Source organism: Paenibacillus endophyticus, from assembly GCF_014192395.1.
In the GTDB taxonomy this organism is placed as follows: domain Bacteria; phylum Bacillota; class Bacilli; order Paenibacillales; family Paenibacillaceae; genus Pristimantibacillus; species Pristimantibacillus endophyticus.
This window is the reverse complement of the sequence record NZ_JACHXW010000020.1, coordinates 77,361-99,097: the sequence shown is the minus strand read 5'-3', so window position 1 is coordinate 99,097 and position 21,737 is coordinate 77,361. Positions and strand designations below refer to the sequence as shown.

Here is a 21,737-nt window from a genome sequence, read left to right as displayed (position 1 = left end):
ATGAGTACACAATTAACTACTCCGACAACCCGCCAAGCTGCTGAAGCACTGGCACGCAGCAAAGGCGAGCCGAACTGGCTTGTCGAGCTGCGCGGAGAATCGGCTGAGCTTGCCGCAACATTAGGCTGGCCCAAGCCGGAGAAGGTTAGGATTGAACGTTGGAATTTGACGGCAGTAGGCAGCTACGAGCAGCCGACAGCGGTTAGCGCTACAAGCGAGCTTCCTGAGGTCGTTCGTGAATTGATTACAGAAGGCACTGAAAACTTGCTTGTTCAACGCAATTCCGGCATCGTCTGGAAAGAATTTTCAAGCGAATATGCCAGCAAAGGCATTATTTTCACGGATTTGGAAACGGCATGCAAGGAGCATGGCGAGCTCGTTCAGAAATATTTGTTCCAAGCGGTAGCGAAGAATGAAGATAAGCTGACTGCTCTACATGCAGCATTGTGGAATGGCGGCGTATTCGTTTATGTTCCTAAAAACGTAGAGGTTGAGCTTCCATTGCAGGCGATTTTCTACAACGATTCTGCAGAGGCGACGTTCGCGCCGCATATTCTAATCGTTGCAGACAGCAACAGCCGGGTTACTTACGTAGACTGCGTTGTATCTGAGCCAGGCGCTGGCAGCGCTCCATTCGTACATCCATCCATCGTTGAAGTGTTCGTGAAGCCTGGCGCTCATGTTCGTTTCAGCTCGATCCATCATATGGGCGAGACCGGTGTGGATATGTCGATTAGACGCTCCGTTATTGAGAATGATGGACAAATGGAATGGATTATCGGTGATTTGAATGACGGCAACACGTTGTCCGACACCAAATCCATCCTAAAGGGAACCGGTTCAACTTCCGATGCAAAAGTAATTAGCGTTGGCAAGAACGCGCAGCAAAACAGCTTGACGACACAAGCCGTTCACTTCGGCAAGAGCTCAGACAGCAACATGGTTACTCGCGCAGTTATGAAAGATTCCGCTTCGGCGATCATTAACGGTATTACAAAGATCGAGAAGGGCGCGACGAAAGCGAACGGTGTTCAGACGGAGAAGGTACTCATGCTGAGCCCTAAAGCGCGCGGCGACGCCAACCCGATTTTGCTTATAGATGAAGATGACGTTACTGCAGGACATGCAGCAAGCGTAGGGCAAGTTAACCCCGAGCAGGTCTACTACCTGATGTCGCGCGGTATATCTAAGCAAGACGCTGAACGTTTAATTATTTACGGCTTTTTGGCACCGGTCGTATCGGAAATTCCAGTCGAGGCGGTTCGCGGTCAACTTCAGCGTTTGCTCGAAAGGAAGCTTGAGGGATGAATATAAATGCGATTCGGGAGCAATTCCCGATATTGCATCAAGAAATAAACGGGCATCCGCTCGTTTATCTGGACAGCGCGGCATCTTCACAGAAGCCGCGCTCCGTCATTGATGCGGTTAATCGGTACTATGAGCTGGATAACGCGAACGTTCATCGCGGTGTGCATACGCTTGGTTCCAGGGCGACTGATGCCTATGAGGGAGCGCGCGAGAAGGTCGCTAAGTTTCTAAACGCAGGAGCGCCAGAGCAAATCATTTTTACGCGGGGGACAACGACAGCCCTGAATTTGGTCGCTTCCAGCTATGCCCGCGCCATGTGCGGCGAAGGCGATGAAATTGTTATCACGCAGATGGAGCATCACAGCAACCTTATCCCTTGGCAGCAAGCTGCGAAGGCGACTGGAGCAACCTTGAAATATATTCCGATGCAGCCTGACGGCACCCTCTCTTTGGAGGATATCGAGAAAACGATCACGCCGCAGACGAAAGTAGTGTCGGTTACGTACGTTTCCAACGTACTCGGGTTGATTAATCCTATCAAGGAAATAACACAGATTGCACACCGCAACGGCGCGATCATGGTCGTTGACGGAGCACAAAGCACGCCGCATATGAAAATCGATCTCCAAGATTTGGACGTGGATTTCTATGCTTTTTCCGGTCATAAAATGTGTGGTCCTACGGGCATCGGCGCATTATATGGCAAGAAGGCGCTGCTTAACAAAATGGAACCGATCGAATACGGCGGCGAGATGATTGATTTCGTTGATCTATACGAGTCCACTTGGAAAGAGATCCCTTACCGATTCGAAGGCGGCACGCCGATTATTGCAGGTGCTGTCGGACTTGGAGCAGCAATCGACTTTTTACAGGAAATCGGACTTGAAGAAATCGATCGGCATGAGAGACGTCTGGCTACTTACGCCTACGAAAAGCTTTCTTCACTCGATGGCGTAGCTCTATATGGTCCAAAGGAAAACCGTGTTGGTCTCGTTACCTTCAATTTGGAGGATGTGCATCCGCATGACGTTGCTACGGTGCTTGACTCCAAAGGAATTGCGATTCGCGCGGGGCATCATTGCTGCCAGCCGCTCATGAGATGGCTGAACGTATCGGCTACGGCTAGAGCAAGCTTTTATTTATATAATACAGAAGATGAAATTGACCGCTTAGCCGATGCCTTACTACAAACAAAGGAGTTCTTCGGTCATGCAATTGGATGATTTATATCGTAGAGTTATAATGGATCATTACAAGAATCCCCGTAACCGTGGAACGCTGGATGAAGAATCCGTTACGATAAACCTGAATAACCCTACCTGCGGCGATCGGATTTCGCTTCAGCTTCAGGTCGTTGAAGGCAAAGTGACGAACGCAAAATTCAGCGGTGAAGGCTGTTCGATCAGCATGAGCTCTGCTTCCATGATGACAGAAGCGGTTAAAGGAAAGACATTCGACGAGGCGCTTGAAATGGCTGAGAAGTTCTCAGCTTTAATGAAAGGCGAACCGGTTGAATTTGATGAATATGAGGAGCTGGATGCACTTTCGGGTGTAAACAAATTTCCTGCACGGATCAAATGCGCGACACTCGCGTGGAACGCTTTGCGCAAGGGCATCGAGCAGCAGCAAGAATCACATTAAAACAAGATTGAAGAGGAGCGTGAATGACCATGGCTAAATCAATGCCGGAAATGGAAGATTATAAGTATGGTTTCCGTGACGAGCACAAAGCCGTATTCGAATCAGGCAAAGGATTAACGGAAGAAATCGTTCGCACGATTTCGGATATTAAAGGCGAGCCTGCATGGATGCTGGAATTCCGTCTGAAATCCTTGGAGCAGTTCTTCAAAATGCCGATGCCTAAATGGGGCGGCAATATGGATGAGCTCGATTTCGACGACATTCAGTATTATGTTCGTGCATCGGATAAGCAAGGCAAGACCTGGGAAGAAGTTCCTTCCGAAATTAAAGAAACCTTCGACAAATTGGGAATCCCTGAAGCTGAGCAGAAGTTTCTAGCAGGCGTCTCGGCTCAATACGAGTCCGAAGTCGTTTACCACAGCATGCAAGAGGATCTTGAGAAGCAAGGCGTAATCTTCACGGATACGGATACTGCGCTTCGCGAGTACCCAGAGCTGATGAAAGAATATTTCGGAACGATTATTCCTCCGAACGATAATAAATTCGCAGCGCTAAATAGTGCGGTATGGTCAGGCGGAAGCTTCATCTACGTGCCAAAAGGCGTGAAATGCGAGGTTCCACTACAAGCGTATTTCCGTATCAACTCCGAGAACATGGGCCAGTTCGAGCGTACGCTTATTATCGCGGACGAAGACAGCTCCGTTCACTACGTAGAGGGCTGCACGGCACCTGTATACAGCACAAACTCGCTGCATAGCGCGGTTGTTGAGATTTTGGTTAAGAAAAACGCACGCGTGCGTTATACGACGATTCAAAACTGGGCGCCAAACATCTACAACCTTGTTACGAAACGTGCGGTAGCTGACGAGAATGCTACAATGGAGTGGGTAGACGGCAACATAGGCTCGAAACTTACGATGAAGTATCCAGCAGTCGTTCTACGCGGTCGCGGTGCGAAAGGCATGGTATTGTCTATCGCAGTTGCCGGCAAAGGCCAGCATCAAGATGCGGGCGCCAAAATGACTCACCTTGCGCCGGATACAAGCTCCACGATTATCTCAAAGTCGATCAGCAAACACGGCGGCAAAGTAACCTACCGTGGCCTTGCATCCTTCGGCCGCAACTCCGATGGCGCGAAAGCGAACATCAAATGCGATACGCTCATTCTTGATAATGAGTCAACATCGGATACAATTCCTTATAACGAAATTATGAACGACAACATTACGCTTGAGCATGAAGCTACTGTGTCGAAGGTTTCGGAGGATCAGTTGTTCTACTTGATGAGCCGCGGTCTTAGTGAAGCGGAAGCAACGCAAATGATCGTAATGGGCTTCATCGAGCCGTTCACGAAAGAGCTGCCGATGGAATATGCGGTAGAGATGAACCGTTTGATCAAGTTCGAAATGGAAGGTTCGATCGGGTAACAAAAACGTAGAAGTATTTAGGGCTCAGAGGCTTTCAAAAGTCGTATGATACCTTTTTGATACCATTATGTTAAAAGTGCCTTTGATTTTATTAGAATTTACTAATAGAAGTAGTAAAATCCACAGATTTTTTCTGTGGATTTTTTTGTTGTTCGATAATGAAATAAGCTGTGTTTTTGATGCACACTCTAGTATTCTATGAAATTTATTTTGATTTTGCTTATGTTAATTTTCAAAGAGTATATAAAGTCAATATAAATGTACCTCCTAGCCGGTCCAGCAGGACCACAAGGAGCACAAGGAGTACAAGGAGTACAAGGAGTTACAGGACCTCAAGGAATACAAGGGCTCATTGGACCTGCTGGTGTAACAGGACCTGTAGGACCTGCAGGAGGAATAGCGGACTTTGCATTCTTATGTAGTACGGAAGCTCAAACAATTGCAGCAGCAGAAGTTCCAGGCGGGCAAGGAGGAGCAGTTACTTTTACAGATGCGTAATTCTGGTAATCCTTCTTATCGCGCTTATGAATGTGTGAATAATGGTAAGGTGCTAATCCACCGAAGACATGTAATGAATCATAGAATCCGTAGATTTTTTCTGCGGATTCTTTTTCATTTCTTTAAGCATATCTGCTATAAATGGAGGAAATGGAACATTCCCTACGCTATCAGCAGTTTTTGGAGTTGTTGGTGTTCTAGTTTTTTGAGCTGAACCGGCAGCTAAAGTCGGATCAATAGCCGGAGAAGGTTGGATGGCAGGTTTGAATGTATGGGTTAATTCATTTCTTATAAGAAGTAAAGTCTTAATTAGATAATGTAACACAATGAATACAGAAGATCATGGAGGTGTTGAACAATTGTAAGCATAAAAAAAGAAGAAAACAGATGACATGATCGTGCTGCAAGATGGGTTTGAGGTGGGGGGGACCTGCTTGATGTGCGGGGAAGAAGTTCCCGAGACAGAGGAATATGCGTGAACACGGAAATACATGGAGGGAGGCAAAAAATGAACCTCCCCGTTTATCTTACCAAACCTACCGATGTTCAACCAAATCGATTGCCCCAAGAATAAGATGGGCAAGCCCAAAACCGAGAACACCTGTACCAACAAGTTTGTACTTGCTTTTAAGCAGTGTTGCACCAGAAGCAGAAACCACAGTTCCAAGAACGGCAGGAATCAAACCTTCGCGCATATACAGCACCCCTTTGGTTTTGTTTAGTAAGACAGTTTATTATGTTTCAAAACTATTTTTCTTATTCCAAATTGAATCACAGTTCAGGGGAAGAAGACCGGCCGAATACAAAAGAACATGCGGAGGTGGGCTGACGATGGGAGCGCCGAGAATATTGCAATATTGCACTATCCGGCAGTTGGATGAATCCTATAGCAGCTGGGAACATCATGAAGCAATTGACACTTGGTGATGTACAGAATTGAAGGCTGAATTACTTCTTCTTGCTTTTGAAAAAACCAAATAGTACTAGGAAAATAATAACAACGATTAAGAAACCCAATGAAATCACCTCTTTTTGAGATTATAGCATGATCTGGGCGATTATTGTTTGATTACAGAAATACATGGTAGGGTTGACCAATGATTATTGAAGGTAACACATCCTCGGATGCGCTCCTTCTATAGGCTTTTTTCATTCAGCCTAAGCATTAATAAGTGATATAAAAGTAGTGTAGGATCAGAATGGAATGATAAAATCGAGATGATGGGGAGCCAAATAAAAAATCCCCCAGCATTCGGGGGATGAAGTGGAAACAGAATTGTTGCTTATACGCCTACATCAATGGCTGTAATGGCAGAAAGCTTAATATAGCGTGGTGCTCCACCTTCATTAATAATTGCAGAACCGTTGCTGATTCCTAAATAGACGCCCGTGAAGGAAGTATCTTCTGTATGAATCCGGATATTAGGTGTGCCAACTCCGATTTTTGAAAGAATACTTTGAGTGGACGACATCCCGCCAGAACGATTGCCGTTGCTTCTGTTGCCACCAGAACGAGTGCCATTGCTTTTATTACCACCAGAACGACTTCCACCGCTTTTGTTGCCGCCGCTATTGTTTTTAGGCAATTGAACCATCTCCTCTTTTCTTATTTTGCGAGTTGCTGTTAGCGAAGTGACGAATGGGCTAGTACATCAAGTTGTTTAGATAAATTTGTGCCGATATGGAATTAAACGCCAACTTCGACAGCCGTAATTTTAGACAGCTTAATGTAACGAGGGACTCCATTCTCATTAATAATGGCAGAGCCATCCGTTATTCCTAAATATACGCCTGTATGTTCCGTGCCTATTGTTCGAATGCGGATATTAGGTGTTCCAACACCGATCTGTGAAAGAATGCTTTGAACATTTCCACCTCCTGAACGATTTCCACTGCTTCGGCTGCCACTGCTGCTGTTCTTTGACATATCCTATCAACTCCTTTGCTAGAATTAATAGTATTCTATGAGATTGATAGATTTGCGTGCGTCACTGCCATGCCCAAATTCACTTTGAGCAGATCAGAAAAAGGAAGCCTAGTTAATTCCGAACTTTATGGAATAGACAGTAACGTAAAGAGCCCGTCTCCAATAAGAGGAGGCGGGCTTTGGAAGGGCAATTCATTTTCTATTGCTGCTCGTTGTTATTGCAAATGCATACAGCCCCATCTCATAAAAAAATTCAACTCGCGTATAAATCGGAGTTGAATTTTGAGAGTGTTTACAGATATACTTGCTGGATTTCATATTCGCGTTCAACGGCCATGTCGATAAAATCATCACCTATTTGGATAAGCGGACGAAAGAACTCGGTAGGGTGAGTCATGACGATAATGCCGCTCTCGCCGCTCACAAGCTCAACGCGCTTCCCAATAAAGTTAGGCATCATATGACGAATAAAAGTATGCGTAGTGGAAGGGTCAAGCTCCTTGAAGCTTAAACGGTAAAGCTCTCTTAATACATAGAGCAAATCTCGTTTCTGCTGATATACGCGCTGGGATATCATTGCGCTATAGATGTCGACAACCGCGATGATTTTGGATACGGGATGGATCTCATCACCGGATAATCCATAGGGATAACCTGTACCATCATTGCGTTCATGGTGCTGAAGCGCTCCGTAAGCGACAAAGGGTTCGTCGAATGATTGCAATATAATTTCATGGCCATATAGCGTGTGTCTCTTAACTTCTTCGTATTCTTCTTCCGTTAGCCGCCCTGGCTTGTTCAGGACTTGATCCTCTATGCGGCATTTTCCGATATCATGGAGAAAGCCTGCTTTGCCAACCTTAACCGCTTCTTCATTCGTATAGCCTACCCATGTAGCCAAATAGTAGGAGAGCATGCCGACCTGAACAGAATGCTGGTAGGTATAATCATCTTTCGTATTAAGCAAAAGCAGCATGGATACAACGTCGCGTTCAAGCTGCAGGTTATTTAGAAGCGGTCCGAACATGGAAGAAACCTCGGCATCATCGATCATTCCGGAGGCAGAGGCTTTCGTGAACAGTCCCTCAAAATTTTTGACAGCGTTTTCGTAGAGTGGCTGCACAGTTGGGAGCCACTTGGGGTTTACCGTTGATTCAAGCGTTCGACCTTCAGAAGCTTCGCTTGCCCTCAAATCGATATCAACATAATCAATTCGATGTTGAAATAGTCTTGATATATCCTGGTTGTTAAGCACCGTTCCTTTGGAGAGTACGTGAAGACCATAATCGTTGAATGTATCATTCGTTAAACGGTCTCCATCTAGTAATTCTGTAACATGAACCCTCATCAAGACACCTCAATTGCATGTAGTAGCGATATATACCTACAATAGTAGCAATGAATGATCATATTGGCAATATGAGGATATTACAATAGCGACTAAATACCTATTATTTCAGCATAAACTGACCTTGCGTTCGTACGTTTATCCGTAACTTGAACTAATGCAAGGCCATTGCCATATGGGAATACTACATGCAAAGCAGGATTGTTTCTCCATGCCAATCGTTTAGTTATTTGTAGGCTGAGCTGTCGGATTCCAAGGCCCGAGTTGATGCCCTTTCCATTCGGAGCCATCCTCCCATATTTCTTTCTTCCATATAGGTACAATTTGTTTGAGGCGCTCGATCGCGTAACGGCTAGCCTCGTAGCAGCTATCTCGATGCGGAGAGGATACCGCAATGACGACACTCGTCTCCGCGATTCCAACTACACCGATGCGGTGACTGATTGCGCACAAAGCACCAGGCCAGCGCTCGGCAATCTCATCGCCTATTTGGCGCATCGTTGCAATAGCCATAGGGGCGTATGCCTCATATTCAAGTCTAACTGTACGTTGTCCATGCGTCCATTCGCGGGTCGTTCCAACGAATGTAATGGCAGCTCCATGCTCAGGAACGATGACTTTGGCAAGCACGTCATCCGAACTGATGGAATCTGAGGTGATCACATATCGTTCCATGTCCTCGGTAGCCCCTTCTCCGCCAGAAACCGGAGGAAGCAAAGCAAGCTCGTCTGAAAAGCGAAGTATCGTTGTATCGGCTGCGTACGCATGATTACGGGCAATAAAGGCTGTCTGAATGATGGCCTTATGCTCAGGGTAGAGGCTTATGATCGCTGTTTTCAAATCAAGCGCGTTCATTTCTTCACCCTCGGTTTGCATATGTATAGAAGCAGTTCCCAGCCGCTCAGGAAGGCCGGCAAATAGTTTAATAGACCAGTCAAATGTCATGATATATAACCTCTCATCATCTAGGGTTAAAGCTGTTTATAGAATATCATAATTCAAAAAAAAATGTTATGCTAATACGTAGACAGAAAGGAAGTGAGATTCATGCCGGCATTGGTGGATCGTTTTGGACGGGTACACGATTATTTGCGAATTTCAGTTACTGATCGTTGTAATTTGCGATGTTTATATTGCATGCCAGAAGAAGGAATGGAATTCACGGAATCCGAAAACTTAATGTCCTATGATCAAATCGTAGAGGTCGTTGAGGCAGGCGCGGCGCTTGGCATTACGAAGCTGCGTATCACGGGCGGAGAACCATTGATTCGACCAGGTCTAGACGGACTGATTAGCCGATTATCCGCAATTCATGGGATTCAAGATATAGCATTAACGACCAATGGAATATTTCTTGCCAAGCAAGCCGAAGCTCTGCGGACCGCAGGATTAAACCGAGTGAACATCAGCTTGGATACGCTGGATTCCTCAAGATTCCGTTTTATTGCGCGTAGAGGCGAATTAAAACGCGTCATGGAAGGCATAGAAGCGGCCGCAGCCGTTGGCTTTGATCCGATCAAGCTCAATTGCGTGCTGCTTAAGGAAGTCAATGAGGATGAAATTGCTGATTTCTTAAAACTGGCGTACGAGCAGCCGATGCATGTGAGGTTTATTGAATATATGCCGATTGGCCACGCGGATGAAAACTGGAAAAAGCATTATTTGCCGCTTTCCCGTGTACTTGAAGTTGCGGAGAAGGAAGGCTATGCGATAAGCCGCAGAACTAACGTACACGGCAATGGTCCTTCCGATGATTGGCAGATGGAAGGAGCACGCGGCTCCTTCGGACTTATTCATCCGATAAGCGACCATTTCTGCAGCAATTGCAATCGCCTGCGACTAACGGCAGATGGATCGATTAAACCTTGCTTATATTGGGTCGATGAGTTGAATATAAAGGATGCTTTCGGCAAACCCGATGAAATGAAGCGTTTGCTGCTGCGGGCAATGGACATTAAGCCCGAGAATCATGAGATGGCTGCAAAGCTGGCAGACGGCGCCCAAACCCATGTACCTACGGAGCGCCGAATGTCCCAAATAGGAGGATGACCTTTATTTATGCATGAGATTCGAATAGAGCATTTCATGCTCGGCTCCTTCAAGGCAAGCCCGGAGGATATGGCAAGCTTGGCTGGAAGCAGCTTCAAGATCGCGGATAGAGTTCCGGATACTGAAGGAGAGGCCTTCGACTGGCAACTTTGGTATGCGAAGTGGGTAGAACAAGCAAGTGGATCAGTTTCCATTCCAGCACCGACACATCTCATTGTGGAAGCAGCGGATACGTTCGAGGCGCTAATCCCTTGGGAGGAGCTTGGCGATGCGGCGGTGCTTTACGCACTTGAAGGACAACGGTTGAGCCAAACAGGACCGATTCGGTTGTATGTGCCAAACGGAAGCAGTAAGTGCCTGAACGTCAAAAGCATTGTTAAGCTGAGTATGGTGAAGCATAATGCGGAAGCGGCAACTGAAAAAGCAGCATATGGCTTTAAAAATACATTTTCTGTAAACGAATTGCGTAAAAACAAATAGAGTGGCTTGCTGCGCTGGCATGATGGAATAAGGAGGCGTGCATGAATTTGACGGACAGCTTTCATACAAGAGTGGTGCTTCTGCACAGTAATGATATTCATAGCCGCTTGGAGCATGCCGCCCGAATCGCAACGTTAATCGCGGAGGAGCGTCGATCATACGGCAGCGATCATGTGCTGGCTGTAGACTGCGGCGATCATATGGATCGGATGCGAGTGGAGACCGAAGGCAGCGACGGAGCCGTAAATGTAGAATTATTGAATCATGCGGGTTATGAGGTCATTACGCTTGGCAACAATGAGGGGCTTACATACTCCTCTCAGATCATAAGCGATGCCTATCGTGATCGGGCGAAATTCTCGATTGTATGCGCCAATATGCTGGACTCGCAAACCGGAGAACTACCGGAATGGCTGCTTCCGAGTACCATTGTCCATAAAAATGGACTGCGTATTGGATTGATAGGTGCGACCGCGTCTTATACGGAGTTTTATTCTTTGCTCGGCTGGCAGGTAACAGATCCATTCAAGGCTGTACAGGAGCAGGTTAGCAAGCTGAGAGAGCATGTTGACGTTGTTGTAGTCATGTCGCATTTAGGGATAAATGTAGATAAGCTGCTAGCGGAGAAGATAGATGGCATCGATCTTATTCTAGGGGCGCATACACATCATTTATTGGAAGAGCCGCTCTTTATTGAAGGAACGACGATATGCGCAGCCGGGAAATTCGGAGAGTATCTCGGCCGCGTCGAAATCGGAATCGATCCGATTTCGACGCGGCCCGTATTCCGCGCAGCAGTCGTGCCTACGGCCGCCTTGGCGGAGCATCCGGAAGCTGCCGCGATTATCGGCAGCTATCTGAAGGCGGGACAGCAGCGACTGAGCCGGGTCATTGCCCGGCTGGAATCGCCGCTTCCCGCCAGAGCCGAGCGAGAATCGCCGCTCGGCAACCTGCTGGCCGCTGGCCTGCGCCGCTGGACCGATGCCGAAATCGGCATGGTCAACACGGGGCAGCTGCTTGGCGGCCTCGCACAGGGGGACGTGACAGCAGGCGAGCTGCACGCCCTCTGTCCTTCACCGATTAATCCGTGCCTGATGACGATTGCAGGCATGGAGATACGCATAGCGCTTGAGCAAGCGCTGCTGCCGGAATTCATTCACAAGCCGATTAAAGGTTACGGCTTTCGCGGAGAAGTACTCGGGACACTTGCAGTGGATGGCTTAACCATCGCTTATGACCCCGCGAAGCCGCAGATGTCCAGGTTGACCAGCGTTTCCGTCAACGGAGAGCCGCTTGAGGATGAGCGGCTGTATAGGCTGGGTACGATTGATATGTTCAGTTTCAAAGCAGGCTATGAGTCTTTGGCTAATGCCGTTCAGCAGCAGTACTATTTGCCAGAATTTATAAGAGATGTTATTGCAACACAGCTACAGGATCCGTCGGCAATTATCGAAAGTCGTCGTCTGCGGTGGGAAAATAGATCGTTATAGTCGAAATTAGAAGTATTATCGACAATTGATGTCGAAAATATAGAATAAAATGGTTGCGATTTTCTTGATTTTCCCGTACATTAACATTACGAACGGCTTTTTCCGATGTAATAGTTAGCATATCTTTTTATGGGGAAGGATCGAGAAAATGCGTTTGCTGCCAATTACGAGATGCAGGCCGGGAATGAAGCTGGCCAAAAAAATATTTTCTCAGGAAGGTCTAGTCCTTCTCGGTGAAAACATAGAGCTGACCGAAAGACTCATTTCCCGCTTAGAGCAGTGTGGAATACAATATGTTTATATAGCCGATCCCAAGACGGAGGATATCGTATCTCCGTCCTTGATCAGCGAGGAAACGATGCAAATCGCGCTTAAAGAGATTCGAACCAATTTCCGCGAGATGATGGATCGTCCGAAACGCAAGAAAGGCGTCACATATCCCTATATTGCGCAGCCGTTCAAACAAATGATGAATATGATTATCGATGATTTGTCCAGCCACAAGGATGCGATGATTATGCTGATGGACATGAGTTCTGTCGACCATTATTTGTTCCAGCATTCATTGAATGTGTGCGTATATACGACGCTTCTCGGCATGGCTAACGGTTATTCGCGAGATGAGCTGACGACGCTTGGAATGGGAGCATTGCTTCATGACATCGGAAAAACACAAATTTCCATCGATGTGCTGAAGAAGCCGGGCTCGCTCTCTAGCGAGGAATTTAATGCGATCAAGCAGCATGCGAGAATCGGTTACGAGCTGTTGAAGGATGAGCCCAACTTGCCGCTGCTTGTTGCCCACTGTGCTTTTCAGCATCATGAGCGCATTGATGGGAGCGGCTATCCGCGAGGGATCAAAGGCAACGAGATCCACGACTATGCGAAGTGGATCGGCTTGGTCGACTCTTACGACGCCATGACTACCAATCGAATCTACAGTGCTCCAATGCTTCCCCATCATGCGATTGAAAGATTGTATGCGGGCACAGGAACATTGTATGAGCAGCGGATGCTTCAGCTGTTCCGAGACAAGGTCGCCATATATCCAATCGGGATCACGGTGAAGCTGCAAACGGGAGAATCAGGAATTGTTGCTGATCTGAATCATTCCTATCCGCATCGTCCAATTATCCGCATCCTTTATAATGAAGCAGGCGAAGAGCTGAAATTGCCTTATGAGGTCGACTTGTCCAAGCAGCTGACGATGATGATCGTTAGCGTCAATGACGACTCCAATGAAGTACAGCAAGCTGCGGGTATTTAAAAGGTTTTGAGCTTAGGAGCCGAGATGGCTCCTTTTTGCTTCTTTTTTACCGTTTTATTTGCTTCCTTTACGGGCTGGCATTACAATAATTAAAGAATGTTTCATTCCAGATAATAAGTCAGGTGTTGAAGAAAATGACCATGATTGATGTGCAACAAACACGCAAGCCGTTATCTATACTTTCGCCAACGAATGATCCTTGGGATCCTATTCGTTCACTGCAGCAATATGGAAGACATCGATTGACCAGCGTCGAAATGACGGTATCCAATCTATGCAATATGAGATGCGAGCATTGTGCAGTCGGCGATACGCTCGTAATATCAGAGCCGGCTAAGCTTCCGTTGAAGCAAATGCTTGAACGTCTGGATGAGGTGGAGCATCTGGAAACGATCAGCATTACAGGCGGGGAGCCTTCTTTCTCCGATCGAACGGTACGCGAGTACATGGTACCCTTGCTTCAGTATGCTCGCAGCAGAGGCATCCGCTCCCAGATTAATTCCAATGTCACACTCCCATACAGCCGATATGAGCAGCTTGCCCCGTATTTGGATGTTATGCATATTTCGTTTAACTACACGTCTGCTGAGGATTTCCACCAAATTGGCTTCGCCAAAGCTGGGCATCAGGTTTCGCTCGAAACAGCGACGAAGCTGTATGAGAGGATGATTGACAATACGCGCCGTCTTAGCGACACGGGCGTGCTCGTTTCCGCGGAGTCCATGATTAACTATAGAACCTTTGACAAAATGGACGAGATTCATAGGCTTATCGTCGAAATGGGCTGCCAGAGGCATGAGGTGCATCCGATGTACCCAAGCTCCTTCGCTAAGGATTTGCCTGTACTTTCGCGCCAGCAGATGCTCGGGGCGATCGACCAGCTGCTGCAGACGAGGGATAAATCGGTTTGGATGCTGTTCGGAACCTTGCCTTTCTATCAATGCAGCGACCATTCATCCGAGCGTGAGCTGCTGCGGCGATTGGCGAATGAGCCGAATGTCACCGTTCGCAACGACCCCGACGGGCGCAATCGCTTGAATGTCAATTTGTTTACAGGCGATGTTTTCGTAACCGACTTTTCCGATGTGCCAGCATTTGGCAACATCAACAACACCAAGCTTGAGGATTTATTTGATAAGTGGCTGGACCATTCCTTGGCGCAGAGCGTTAACTGCCATTGTCCGGCGGCTGCATGCTGTGGACCGAATTTGCTTGTGAAGGATATGTATTACAAAGATGTTAATTTCCATGAGCGAACTGCAATATCCGATTAATATCGGCAGGGACAAACGGTAGGATTAACAACGGAATTTGCAGCATATAGAATTAAGAAAGGAGGAGAAGCTGTTGTCAATCAAGACAATTGTATTTATTGGATTAGGATTGCTGCTGCTGTATTTGTTTTTTACGGTGGGAGCTCCGTTCCTGCTCGCGCTTATCGTTGCCATATTTCTAGAGCCTCTTAATCAGCTCTTTATGAAAAGGTTTCGAATGAACCGATTGCTGGCAGCTACGATTTCTAGCAGCTTGTTTACGATTATTCTCATCGGACTAATCGCGCTGCTTGGTGTCAAAGTAGTTGCAGAGCTAATCGCCTTTTTCAAAAAGGTGCCTAATTATTTCGAGGATGCCAACGGCATGGTTGATGATTTGATGAATCAAGCGCAATCGTTGTACCAGAACTTCCCGCCGGATGCGATCGAAACACTGGAAAACTGGCTGATGGGTCTAACAAGTACGCTGACCAAGATGGTCGGAACCTTATCGAACACAGTCATTGCTTTCGCATCAAGCATTCCTGGGATGTTTATCTTCTTTATTGTCTTCTTGGTCGCGGTCTATATGATGAGCTTCAGCCTGCCAACGATGAAGACGACGATATTGTCTTTGTTCGAAGAGAAATCGCAGCAGAAGGTCGACGCTTTGCTGAATAACCTTAAGAAATCGATATTTGGATTTTTGCGCTCTCAATTTATATTGAGTGCTCTTACATACATCATTTCTTTAATCGGCTTGCTCGTACTTAATGTCAAATATCCGCTAGCTATCGCACTGCTCATCATCATCGTGGATATTATGCCGATTCTTGGCACAGGCTCGGTGCTCGTTCCTTGGGGGAGCTATTTAATTCTGACGGGCAATCTTTACGTAGGCGTTGGGCTGATCATTCTGTTTTTGGTCATTACAGTGTTCCGCCGTATCGTGGAGCCTAAGATTCTAGGTGATTCCGTTGGAATTGGATCATTGTCAGCGCTTATCAGCTTGTATGTCGGATTTAAGCTAGTCGGAGTCATTGGCGTATTCATCGGACCGCTTGTCGTTATTATATACATGGCAGCGCGGAAAGCCGGATTATTCCAAATGAAATTCAAGCTTTAGCCTTGGCGACAGGCCGTGTCAAAGCCTTATATCGATGCGTATGATACTGCAAAATAGCAGATCAGCAGGAGGCATACGATTAAATGGCACCCATTAAAGTGGCAATTGTCACCCCGGGCTCTTTCCCGATTCCATCTTCAGGAAGCAGCTCTGTCGAGCGGGTGGTAGAGAAATTCGCTCCGCTGCTCAAGCCTTATGCTGAGCCGCGCATCTTTGGTAGATTAAGCAAGCGATTGCCGCGGAAAGGTCACTTCAACGGCGTCGTTTGCGAGCGTTTTGCAGCCGGCAACAAGCAGAGATATATCCGTGAGGTCGGCCGTGCGGTCAAAAGGTTCTCGCCGCATGTTATTGACGTCGAAAACCGTCCACAATTCGTACTCCAAATGAAGCAGATGAACCCAGGCAAGCGCGTCTGGCTTTATTTGCATTCCTCTACGTTCATTTCTTCTCCTTATATTTCATCCGCAATGCTCCATAAGTGTCTGCAGGCAGCAGATAAGATCATCGTCAACAGTGAATTTCTCCGGCGTGTAGTCGTATCCAAAGCTCCCGAGGTAGCGTCAAAATTGCGGGTCATATACCCTGGCGTTGAGACGAACCGCTTCCAGTCACAGTATTCTGCGGAAGGCGCGGCAAGACGAGAGAGCTTGCGGGAGAAGCGGGGACTAAGCGGCAAAAAGGTCGTGCTCTTTATGGGCCGGCTCATTCCCCTTAAAGGTGTTCATCACTTGTTGAATATCGTACCTCAGCTCGCCAAAAGCCATCCAGAGCTGGTTGTCGTTATCGTCGGGAGCCCCTTCTACGGGTCCCATCGCAAAACGGCGTATGCACGCAAACTTGAGCAGCTGGGCCGCAGAAGCGCCGGTCATGTAAGGTTCGTCCCATATGTCCCTTACACCGAGGTTGCGGGCTGGATGCTGTCCGCTGATGTAGTTGTCGTTCCCTCAGGTGCACGAGAGGCATTCGGCTTAGTCAACGTGGAGGCGATGTCCTGCGGCGTTCCCGTTGTAGCGACTCGCGCCGGCGGCATGAAAGAAATTATTCGTAACGGAGATACCGGATATCTTGTTAATCCGCATCATGTCGAGCGTGAACTAAGAGAGAGGCTCCATGAGCTGCTGCGCGACAAGCAGCTGCGGCAGAAAATGGGCAGACGCAGCAGGGAACGCGTGGAGCAGACCTTCACTTGGCGCCATACGGCGGATCGCTGGGTGAAGCTGCTTAAGGAAAGCGGGCTGTAGCTTCCAAATTCAAATTTTTTTGGAAAATAGAGGGTTGACACTGCTCTCTCCGAAACGTTATAGTCAAACAAGGAAATCCACTAGGGGCGCCGTCATGGCTGAGATAAAGCGAATTGCTTTGGTCCCTTTGAACCTGATCTGGGTTATGCCAGCGTAGGAAAGTGGAATTGTGCGTTTATGAAACAGCGCGTGAGAGCTCTGCTTGGCAAGGGGCCGATTTGTCGGCTTGTTTTTGAAATATAGGAAAGTATATCCTTAGGCTGTACATTCTCTATATTTCTCGGAATGAAACGCGCCGCGCCGCCAAAGTACGGCGATAGCCGTTTCACCTTGCTCAGTCTAGTAGAGTCGTGTCTGCTCCTAGAAATTTCGGACAGACCGCACACGTTTAACGACACACTTCGACCGCTCCTTTGCTGGAGCGGTTTTTTTGTGCTTATATGCTGTAGAAGCTTCTGATGGGGGAAGCGAAGCAGATGCGCATGAATCGCTTCAGCGTAGGATGCATGTGCATCGATTTGCAGCGGCGGTATTTTTATGCTTTCTTTTATTGCTCGTATATGCCACCAGGGGAACCTGAAATTTCACTTGGGAGGTTATTATTCATGGCTATTGAATGGAAATCGCTGCCAGGCAGCCGCAAAGTTTATGTTACGGGCTCGAAGGCAAGCATACGTGTTCCGATGAGGGAAATCGCGCTTTCGCACAGCGCGGTAAGAAACGGTGAGGAGCTGCCGAATGAACCGGTTAGAGTCTATGATGCAAGCGGCCCTTATACGGATGAAAGCTACGAGGCTGATGTAAGGCGGGGACTGCCGGCAATGCGCAATGAATGGATTTGCTCACGCGGCGATGTTGAGACGTATGAAGGACGGAACATAAAGCCGGAGGACAACGGATTTATTTCGGAGAAGCGCGTGATGGAGCGTGGGGCAGAAAGGTTTCCCGGACTGTCGAGAAGACCTCTGCGGGCAAAAGCCGGGGAAAACGTCACGCAGCTTCATTACGCTCGCAAAGGCATAGTCACTTCTGAAATGGAGTATATTGCTATTCGCGAAGGAATGGATCCCGAAGTGATTCGCAGTGAAGTAGCAGCGGGGAGGGCGATTATTCCATCCAACCTTAATCATCCTGAGAGTGAACCGATGATTATCGGCCGGCATTTTCACGTAAAGATCAATGCCAACATCGGGAATTCGGCTGTAGCCTCTTCTATTGAGGAGGAAGTGGAGAAAATGACATGGGCAACGCTGTGGGGGGCGGATACGATCATGGACTTGTCCACAGGTCAAAACATTCATACCACAAGGGAGTGGATTATTCGGAACTCCCCGGTACCGGTGGGCACAGTACCCATCTATCAAGCATTGGAGAAAGTGAATGGGAAAGCCGAGGAGCTGAGCTGGGAAGTATTCCGTGACACGCTGATTGAGCAAGCGGAGCAGGGTGTTGATTACTTTACGATCCATGCTGGCGTACTGCTCCGTTACATTCCGCTTACAGCCAAGCGCATGACGGGAATCGTGTCCAGAGGCGGATCGATCATGGCTGCTTGGTGCCTTGCTCACCATAAGGAAAATTTCCTGTATACGCATTTTGAAGATATTTGTGAGATTATGAAAGCCTATGACGTGTCCTTCTCGCTGGGAGACGGGCTGCGACCAGGCTCGATTGCGGATGCCAATGACGCGGCCCAGTTCGCTGAGCTTGACACATTGGGCGAGCTGACCCATATTGCCTGGAAGCATGACGTGCAGGTCATGATAGAAGGACCTGGTCATGTGCCTATGCACTTGATCAAGGAAAATATGGATCGACAGCTCGAGGTATGCAGTGAGGCTCCATTCTATACGTTGGGTCCCTTGACCACAGACATTGCTCCAGGCTACGATCATATTACATCGGCGATCGGGGCTGCAATGATTGGCTGGTTCGGTACTGCTATGCTTTGCTATGTAACGCCGAAAGAGCATTTGGGATTGCCGAACAAGGACGATGTGAAGGAAGGGGTCATTACGTATAAAATCGCGGCGCACGCTGCGGACCTTGCGAAAGGACATCCGCGGGCAAAGCTGCGTGACGATGCATTGTCCAAAGCGCGGTTCGAATTCCGTTGGCGAGATCAGTTTCATTTATCGCTGGATCCGGAGCGTGCAATGGCCTATCACGACGAGACGCTGCCGGCAGACGCCGCGAAATCGGCTCATTTCTGCTCCATGTGCGGACCGAAATTTTGCAGCATGCGCATCTCTCAGGATATCCGAGAATATGCGGCTCAGAATGGAATGGAGACAACGGAAGCGATTGAAGCGGGTATGAAAGAGAAGTCGGACGCATTTATTGCGGGAGGCAGCAACATCTACGGGCAATAAAGAAATCTGAATTCGTACGGCAGATAAGTAGAAGAAGGTATCGTGCATTGACGAGACAAGGTGCTGCTTATGGAGAGGGGCGGCACCGTTTCGTCTTGATAGGGTGCAATAATTGGATTGAAAAAACAGATTAAATCTGCTATATTGAAAACGAGAATCGTTATCATTGTAGCGGGTTTTTTGTTTTTATTCATAAAAGTATACATACAGAAGGGTAGTTAGCAGATGTCTTCTCCATTAAACTCCAAAGCGCTGGCAGGCAGCAAGCTGCGCACAAGGCCTCTAACGGCTACGATTATTTTGTTCGGCGGTGTAGCAGCTCTCTTATTCTCCTTGGCTTTATCCATTTCAGTCGGAGCAGCAGATATTAGTTTAGGTACGGTATGGAATGGTGTTTTTCACTTTGACGCAGAAAACATCCAGCATCAAATTATTAAAGAGCTGCGGATGCCGCGTGCACTTGCAGCTGCATTGGTCGGAGCGGCATTCGCGGTTGCCGGTTCCGTCATGCAAGGAATGACCCGCAATCCGCTTGCGGATTCGAGCTTGCTTGGCATCAATGCTGGTGCAGGTTTCATGCTGGCGCTTTGCTTTGCGTTTTTCCCATCTATTTCGTATACGGGACTTATGTTGGTATGCTTTCTTGGAGCGGCAGTGTCCATGGGGTTGGTGTATGGCATAGGCTCAATGGCCAAGGGAGGACTAACGCCAGTCAGACTTACACTTGCCGGAGCTGCGGTAGGTGCGCTTCTGCTGGCTATTACGGAAGGAATCGCGCTTTATTATAAAATCGGGCAAGATCTGGCCTTTTGGTACGCCGGCGGGGTAGCCGGAACAAAATGGGAGCAAATCCAAATCGTCTCTCCGTGGGTAATCGGCGCTTTGATTGGCGCCATCGTGTTATCGCGTTCCATTACTTTGCTAAGCTTGGGCGAGGATGTAGCCGCAGGCCTTGGCCAGCGTACGGGATTAGTAAAGGCAGCAGGCGTTATTATCGTTTTGCTGCTTGCGGGCACAGCCGTGTCCGCAGTTGGCTCCATCGGCTTTGTCGGACTCATTATTCCGCATATCTCCCGCTTTCTAGTAGGCGTAGATTACAGATGGATTATTCCTTCCTCGGCGGTACTAGGCAGCTTGCTGATGGTGCTTGCCGATATTGGCGGGCGCATCATTAATCCGCCTCAGGAGGTTGCGATCGGCATTATTATCGCTGTACTCGGCGTTCCGTTCTTCCTCTATCTTGTAACTAAAATGAAAGGGGAATAAACGTGGATACTTTATACCTGACAGCAACGGAACAGCGCAGAAGAAAACGCGCGGTGCTCGTTATGACCGTGCTAAGCACGCTGATTGTGGTTTCTTTTATTATTAGTATGAATACGGGCTATATTCGACTAGCGCCGATCGATGTTCTGAAGACGCTGTTCGGTGCAGGCACGGACAAGCAAGAGCTCATTTTGTTTGATTTCCGACTGCCGCGGATCGTCATTTCCATTTTGATTGGAGCAGGCTTTGCGGTATCTGGCTGTATCATCCAAGGCATATCGCGCAACCCGCTGGCCGATCCCGGACTTCTCGGCATTAATGCGGGCGCAGGTTTAGCAGTTATTTTGTTTATTTCCTACTACCCGCCTACGCAAAAAGGTTCGATTTTTCTTATGCCGTTCCTTGCGTTGATCGGTGCGGCATTAACGGCATTGCTTATTTTCGTGCTTTCCTACAAGCGTCATCGGGGGTTGCTGCCGACCCGCATGATCTTGGTCGGCATCGCGGTTGCGGCTGGAATCAGCGCATCTATGCAAATCTTGATTCTTCGCCTTACGCCTGAGAAATACCAGTATTTCGCGGTTTGGATGGCGGGAAGCATTTGGGGGACGAACTGGAAATACGTGCTTGCTCTGCTGCCGTGGCTTCTTATTATTCTGCCATTCGTACAATACAAGGCAAAGTCCTTGAATGCTTTGAATCTAGGGGACCAAATGGCAATCGGGCTTGGTGCCCAGGTGAATAAAGAAAGAGCATGGCTGCTTGCCGCAGCCGTGGGACTTGCCGGATCCTGTGTCGCAGTTGGCGGCGGTATCGGTTTCGTTGGGCTTATCGCTCCGCATTTGGCAAGAAGATTGGTCGGTCCGCAGCATCAGGTTCTTGTGCCGGCATCGGCTTTCGTCGGAGCTCTGCTCGTTATCGTTGCAGATACGCTGGCTAGATGGGCATTCCAGCCTAATGAGATTCCAACGGGCATCGTCGTTGCTGTTATCGGCGCTCCATATTTCTTGTATTTGTTATCCAGATCCAAATAATCAGTGTGAA

Annotated in this window: 19 protein-coding genes and 1 riboswitch; of the genes, 14 read left to right on the top strand and 5 right to left on the bottom strand. The window is 47.9% G+C overall.

Features of this window, described 5'->3' with window-relative positions; translation table 11 throughout:
• Genes sufD through sufB form a run of 4 tightly spaced genes read left to right on the top strand, consistent with a single transcriptional unit; the run spans window position 1 to window position 4,376 of the window.
• Entirely contained in the window at window positions 1–1,308 is a 1,308-nt protein-coding gene (gene sufD / locus FHS16_RS24950; protein WP_183569280.1) for a Fe-S cluster assembly protein SufD, read from the top strand.
• Window positions 1,305–2,531 (top strand): cysteine desulfurase, encoded by a 1,227-nt coding sequence (locus FHS16_RS24945; protein ID WP_183569278.1) that lies wholly within the window; start codon window positions 1,305–1,307, stop codon window positions 2,529–2,531. Before sufD ends, FHS16_RS24945 begins: the two co-directional genes overlap by 4 nt.
• Window positions 2,518–2,949 (top strand): Fe-S cluster assembly sulfur transfer protein SufU, encoded by a 432-nt coding sequence (gene sufU, locus FHS16_RS24940; RefSeq protein WP_183569276.1) that lies wholly within the window; start codon window positions 2,518–2,520, stop codon window positions 2,947–2,949. Before FHS16_RS24945 ends, sufU begins: the two co-directional genes overlap by 14 nt.
• 29 nt (window positions 2,950–2,978) lie before the next feature.
• On the top strand, window positions 2,979–4,376 hold the full coding sequence (gene sufB, locus FHS16_RS24935) for a Fe-S cluster assembly protein SufB (RefSeq protein WP_183569274.1): 1,398 nt from the start codon (window positions 2,979–2,981) through the stop codon (window positions 4,374–4,376).
• Window positions 4,377–5,410: 1,034 nt separating this feature from the next.
• Here the strand turns inward: sufB and FHS16_RS24925 are convergent.
• From FHS16_RS24925 to FHS16_RS32310, 5 genes are all read right to left on the bottom strand, one after another.
• A complete protein-coding gene (locus FHS16_RS24925) occupies window positions 5,411–5,569 on the bottom strand; it encodes a hypothetical protein (RefSeq protein ID WP_054023675.1) in 159 nt (52 codons plus the stop codon).
• Between the two features lie 588 nt (window positions 5,570–6,157).
• Window positions 6,158–6,460, bottom strand: a complete 303-nt coding sequence (locus tag FHS16_RS32315; protein ID WP_183569270.1) for a hypothetical protein — start codon at window positions 6,458–6,460, stop codon at window positions 6,158–6,160.
• A 101-nt stretch (window positions 6,461–6,561) separates the two neighbouring features.
• The gene (locus FHS16_RS24915) at window positions 6,562–6,801 is read right to left on the bottom strand and encodes a hypothetical protein (protein ID WP_183569269.1); all 240 of its coding nucleotides are present in this window, start codon (window positions 6,799–6,801) and stop codon (window positions 6,562–6,564) included.
• Between the two features lie 292 nt (window positions 6,802–7,093).
• Window positions 7,094–8,149, bottom strand: a complete 1,056-nt coding sequence (locus FHS16_RS24910; RefSeq protein WP_183569267.1) for an HD-GYP domain-containing protein — start codon at window positions 8,147–8,149, stop codon at window positions 7,094–7,096.
• A 222-nt stretch (window positions 8,150–8,371) separates the two neighbouring features.
• Window positions 8,372–9,094 (bottom strand): molybdenum cofactor biosynthesis protein, encoded by a 723-nt coding sequence (locus FHS16_RS32310; RefSeq protein ID WP_183569265.1) that lies wholly within the window; start codon window positions 9,092–9,094, stop codon window positions 8,372–8,374.
• 102 nt (window positions 9,095–9,196) lie between these two features.
• Here FHS16_RS32310 and moaA point away from each other — a divergent pair, with 102 nt between their 5' ends.
• The 10 genes from moaA (at window position 9,197) to FHS16_RS24855 (ending at window position 21,727) form a co-directional block, all read left to right on the top strand.
• Entirely contained in the window at window positions 9,197–10,198 is a 1,002-nt protein-coding gene (moaA, locus tag FHS16_RS24900; RefSeq protein WP_183569264.1) for a GTP 3',8-cyclase MoaA, read from the top strand.
• A 9-nt stretch (window positions 10,199–10,207) separates the two neighbouring features.
• A complete protein-coding gene (locus tag FHS16_RS24895) occupies window positions 10,208–10,678 on the top strand; it encodes a hypothetical protein (RefSeq protein WP_183569262.1) in 471 nt (156 codons plus the stop codon).
• Window positions 10,679–10,719: 41 nt separating this feature from the next.
• The gene (locus FHS16_RS24890; protein WP_183569260.1) at window positions 10,720–12,168 is read left to right on the top strand and encodes a bifunctional metallophosphatase/5'-nucleotidase; all 1,449 of its coding nucleotides are present in this window, start codon (window positions 10,720–10,722) and stop codon (window positions 12,166–12,168) included.
• A 148-nt stretch (window positions 12,169–12,316) separates the two neighbouring features.
• Window positions 12,317–13,435 (top strand): HD-GYP domain-containing protein, encoded by a 1,119-nt coding sequence (locus tag FHS16_RS24885; RefSeq protein WP_183569258.1) that lies wholly within the window; start codon window positions 12,317–12,319, stop codon window positions 13,433–13,435.
• 134 nt (window positions 13,436–13,569) lie between these two features.
• Complete coding sequence (yfkAB, locus tag FHS16_RS24880; RefSeq protein WP_183569256.1) at window positions 13,570–14,709, top strand: radical SAM/CxCxxxxC motif protein YfkAB; 1,140 nt, start codon at window positions 13,570–13,572, stop codon at window positions 14,707–14,709.
• 73 nt (window positions 14,710–14,782) lie between these two features.
• Window positions 14,783–15,814, top strand: a complete 1,032-nt coding sequence (gene ytvI, locus FHS16_RS24875) for a sporulation integral membrane protein YtvI (protein WP_183569254.1) — start codon at window positions 14,783–14,785, stop codon at window positions 15,812–15,814.
• 83 nt (window positions 15,815–15,897) lie between these two features.
• Window positions 15,898–17,055: a glycosyltransferase family 4 protein gene (locus FHS16_RS24870; RefSeq protein ID WP_183569252.1), complete on the top strand. Its 1,158-nt coding sequence runs from the start codon at window positions 15,898–15,900 to the stop codon at window positions 17,053–17,055.
• A 72-nt stretch (window positions 17,056–17,127) separates the two neighbouring features.
• Window positions 17,128–17,232, top strand: a riboswitch (TPP riboswitch).
• Window positions 17,233–17,660: 428 nt separating this feature from the next.
• Window positions 17,661–19,427 carry a phosphomethylpyrimidine synthase ThiC gene (thiC, locus tag FHS16_RS24865; protein WP_183569250.1) on the top strand — a complete coding sequence of 589 codons (1,767 nt, stop codon included), beginning with the start codon at window positions 17,661–17,663 and terminating at the stop codon, window positions 19,425–19,427.
• Between the two features lie 225 nt (window positions 19,428–19,652).
• Entirely contained in the window at window positions 19,653–20,693 is a 1,041-nt protein-coding gene (locus FHS16_RS24860) for a FecCD family ABC transporter permease (RefSeq protein ID WP_183569248.1), read from the top strand.
• A gap of 62 nt (window positions 20,694–20,755) precedes the next feature.
• Window positions 20,756–21,727, top strand: a complete 972-nt coding sequence (locus tag FHS16_RS24855) for a FecCD family ABC transporter permease (RefSeq protein ID WP_183569329.1) — start codon at window positions 20,756–20,758, stop codon at window positions 21,725–21,727.
• The last annotated feature ends 10 nt before the right edge of the window (window positions 21,728–21,737 follow it).

Excerpts from the sequence above, each read along its gene's own strand:
- FHS16_RS24890 (WP_183569260.1), top strand. The coding sequence starts at position 10,720 with ATGAATTTGACGGACAGCTTTCATACAAGAGTGGTGCTTCTGCACAGT.
- FHS16_RS32310 (WP_183569265.1), bottom strand. The coding sequence starts at position 9,094 with ATGACATTTGACTGGTCTATTAAACTATTTGCCGGCCTTCCTGAGCGG.
- sufU (WP_183569276.1), top strand. The coding sequence starts at position 2,518 with ATGCAATTGGATGATTTATATCGTAGAGTTATAATGGATCATTACAAG.
- FHS16_RS24915 (WP_183569269.1), bottom strand. The coding sequence starts at position 6,801 with ATGTCAAAGAACAGCAGCAGTGGCAGCCGAAGCAGTGGAAATCGTTCA.
- sufD (WP_183569280.1), top strand. The coding sequence starts at position 1 with ATGAGTACACAATTAACTACTCCGACAACCCGCCAAGCTGCTGAAGCA.
- FHS16_RS24870 (WP_183569252.1), top strand. The coding sequence starts at position 15,898 with ATGGCACCCATTAAAGTGGCAATTGTCACCCCGGGCTCTTTCCCGATT.
- FHS16_RS24895 (WP_183569262.1), top strand. The coding sequence starts at position 10,208 with ATGCATGAGATTCGAATAGAGCATTTCATGCTCGGCTCCTTCAAGGCA.
- yfkAB (WP_183569256.1), top strand. The coding sequence starts at position 13,570 with ATGACCATGATTGATGTGCAACAAACACGCAAGCCGTTATCTATACTT.
- FHS16_RS24925 (WP_054023675.1), bottom strand. The coding sequence starts at position 5,569 with ATGCGCGAAGGTTTGATTCCTGCCGTTCTTGGAACTGTGGTTTCTGCT.
- FHS16_RS24910 (WP_183569267.1), bottom strand. The coding sequence starts at position 8,149 with ATGAGGGTTCATGTTACAGAATTACTAGATGGAGACCGTTTAACGAAT.
- FHS16_RS24855 (WP_183569329.1), top strand. The coding sequence starts at position 20,756 with ATGACCGTGCTAAGCACGCTGATTGTGGTTTCTTTTATTATTAGTATG.
- FHS16_RS24945 (WP_183569278.1), top strand. The coding sequence starts at position 1,305 with ATGAATATAAATGCGATTCGGGAGCAATTCCCGATATTGCATCAAGAA.
- thiC (WP_183569250.1), top strand. The coding sequence starts at position 17,661 with ATGGCTATTGAATGGAAATCGCTGCCAGGCAGCCGCAAAGTTTATGTT.
- FHS16_RS24885 (WP_183569258.1), top strand. The coding sequence starts at position 12,317 with ATGCGTTTGCTGCCAATTACGAGATGCAGGCCGGGAATGAAGCTGGCC.
- sufB (WP_183569274.1), top strand. The coding sequence starts at position 2,979 with ATGGCTAAATCAATGCCGGAAATGGAAGATTATAAGTATGGTTTCCGT.
- FHS16_RS24860 (WP_183569248.1), top strand. The coding sequence starts at position 19,653 with ATGTCTTCTCCATTAAACTCCAAAGCGCTGGCAGGCAGCAAGCTGCGC.
- moaA (WP_183569264.1), top strand. The coding sequence starts at position 9,197 with ATGCCGGCATTGGTGGATCGTTTTGGACGGGTACACGATTATTTGCGA.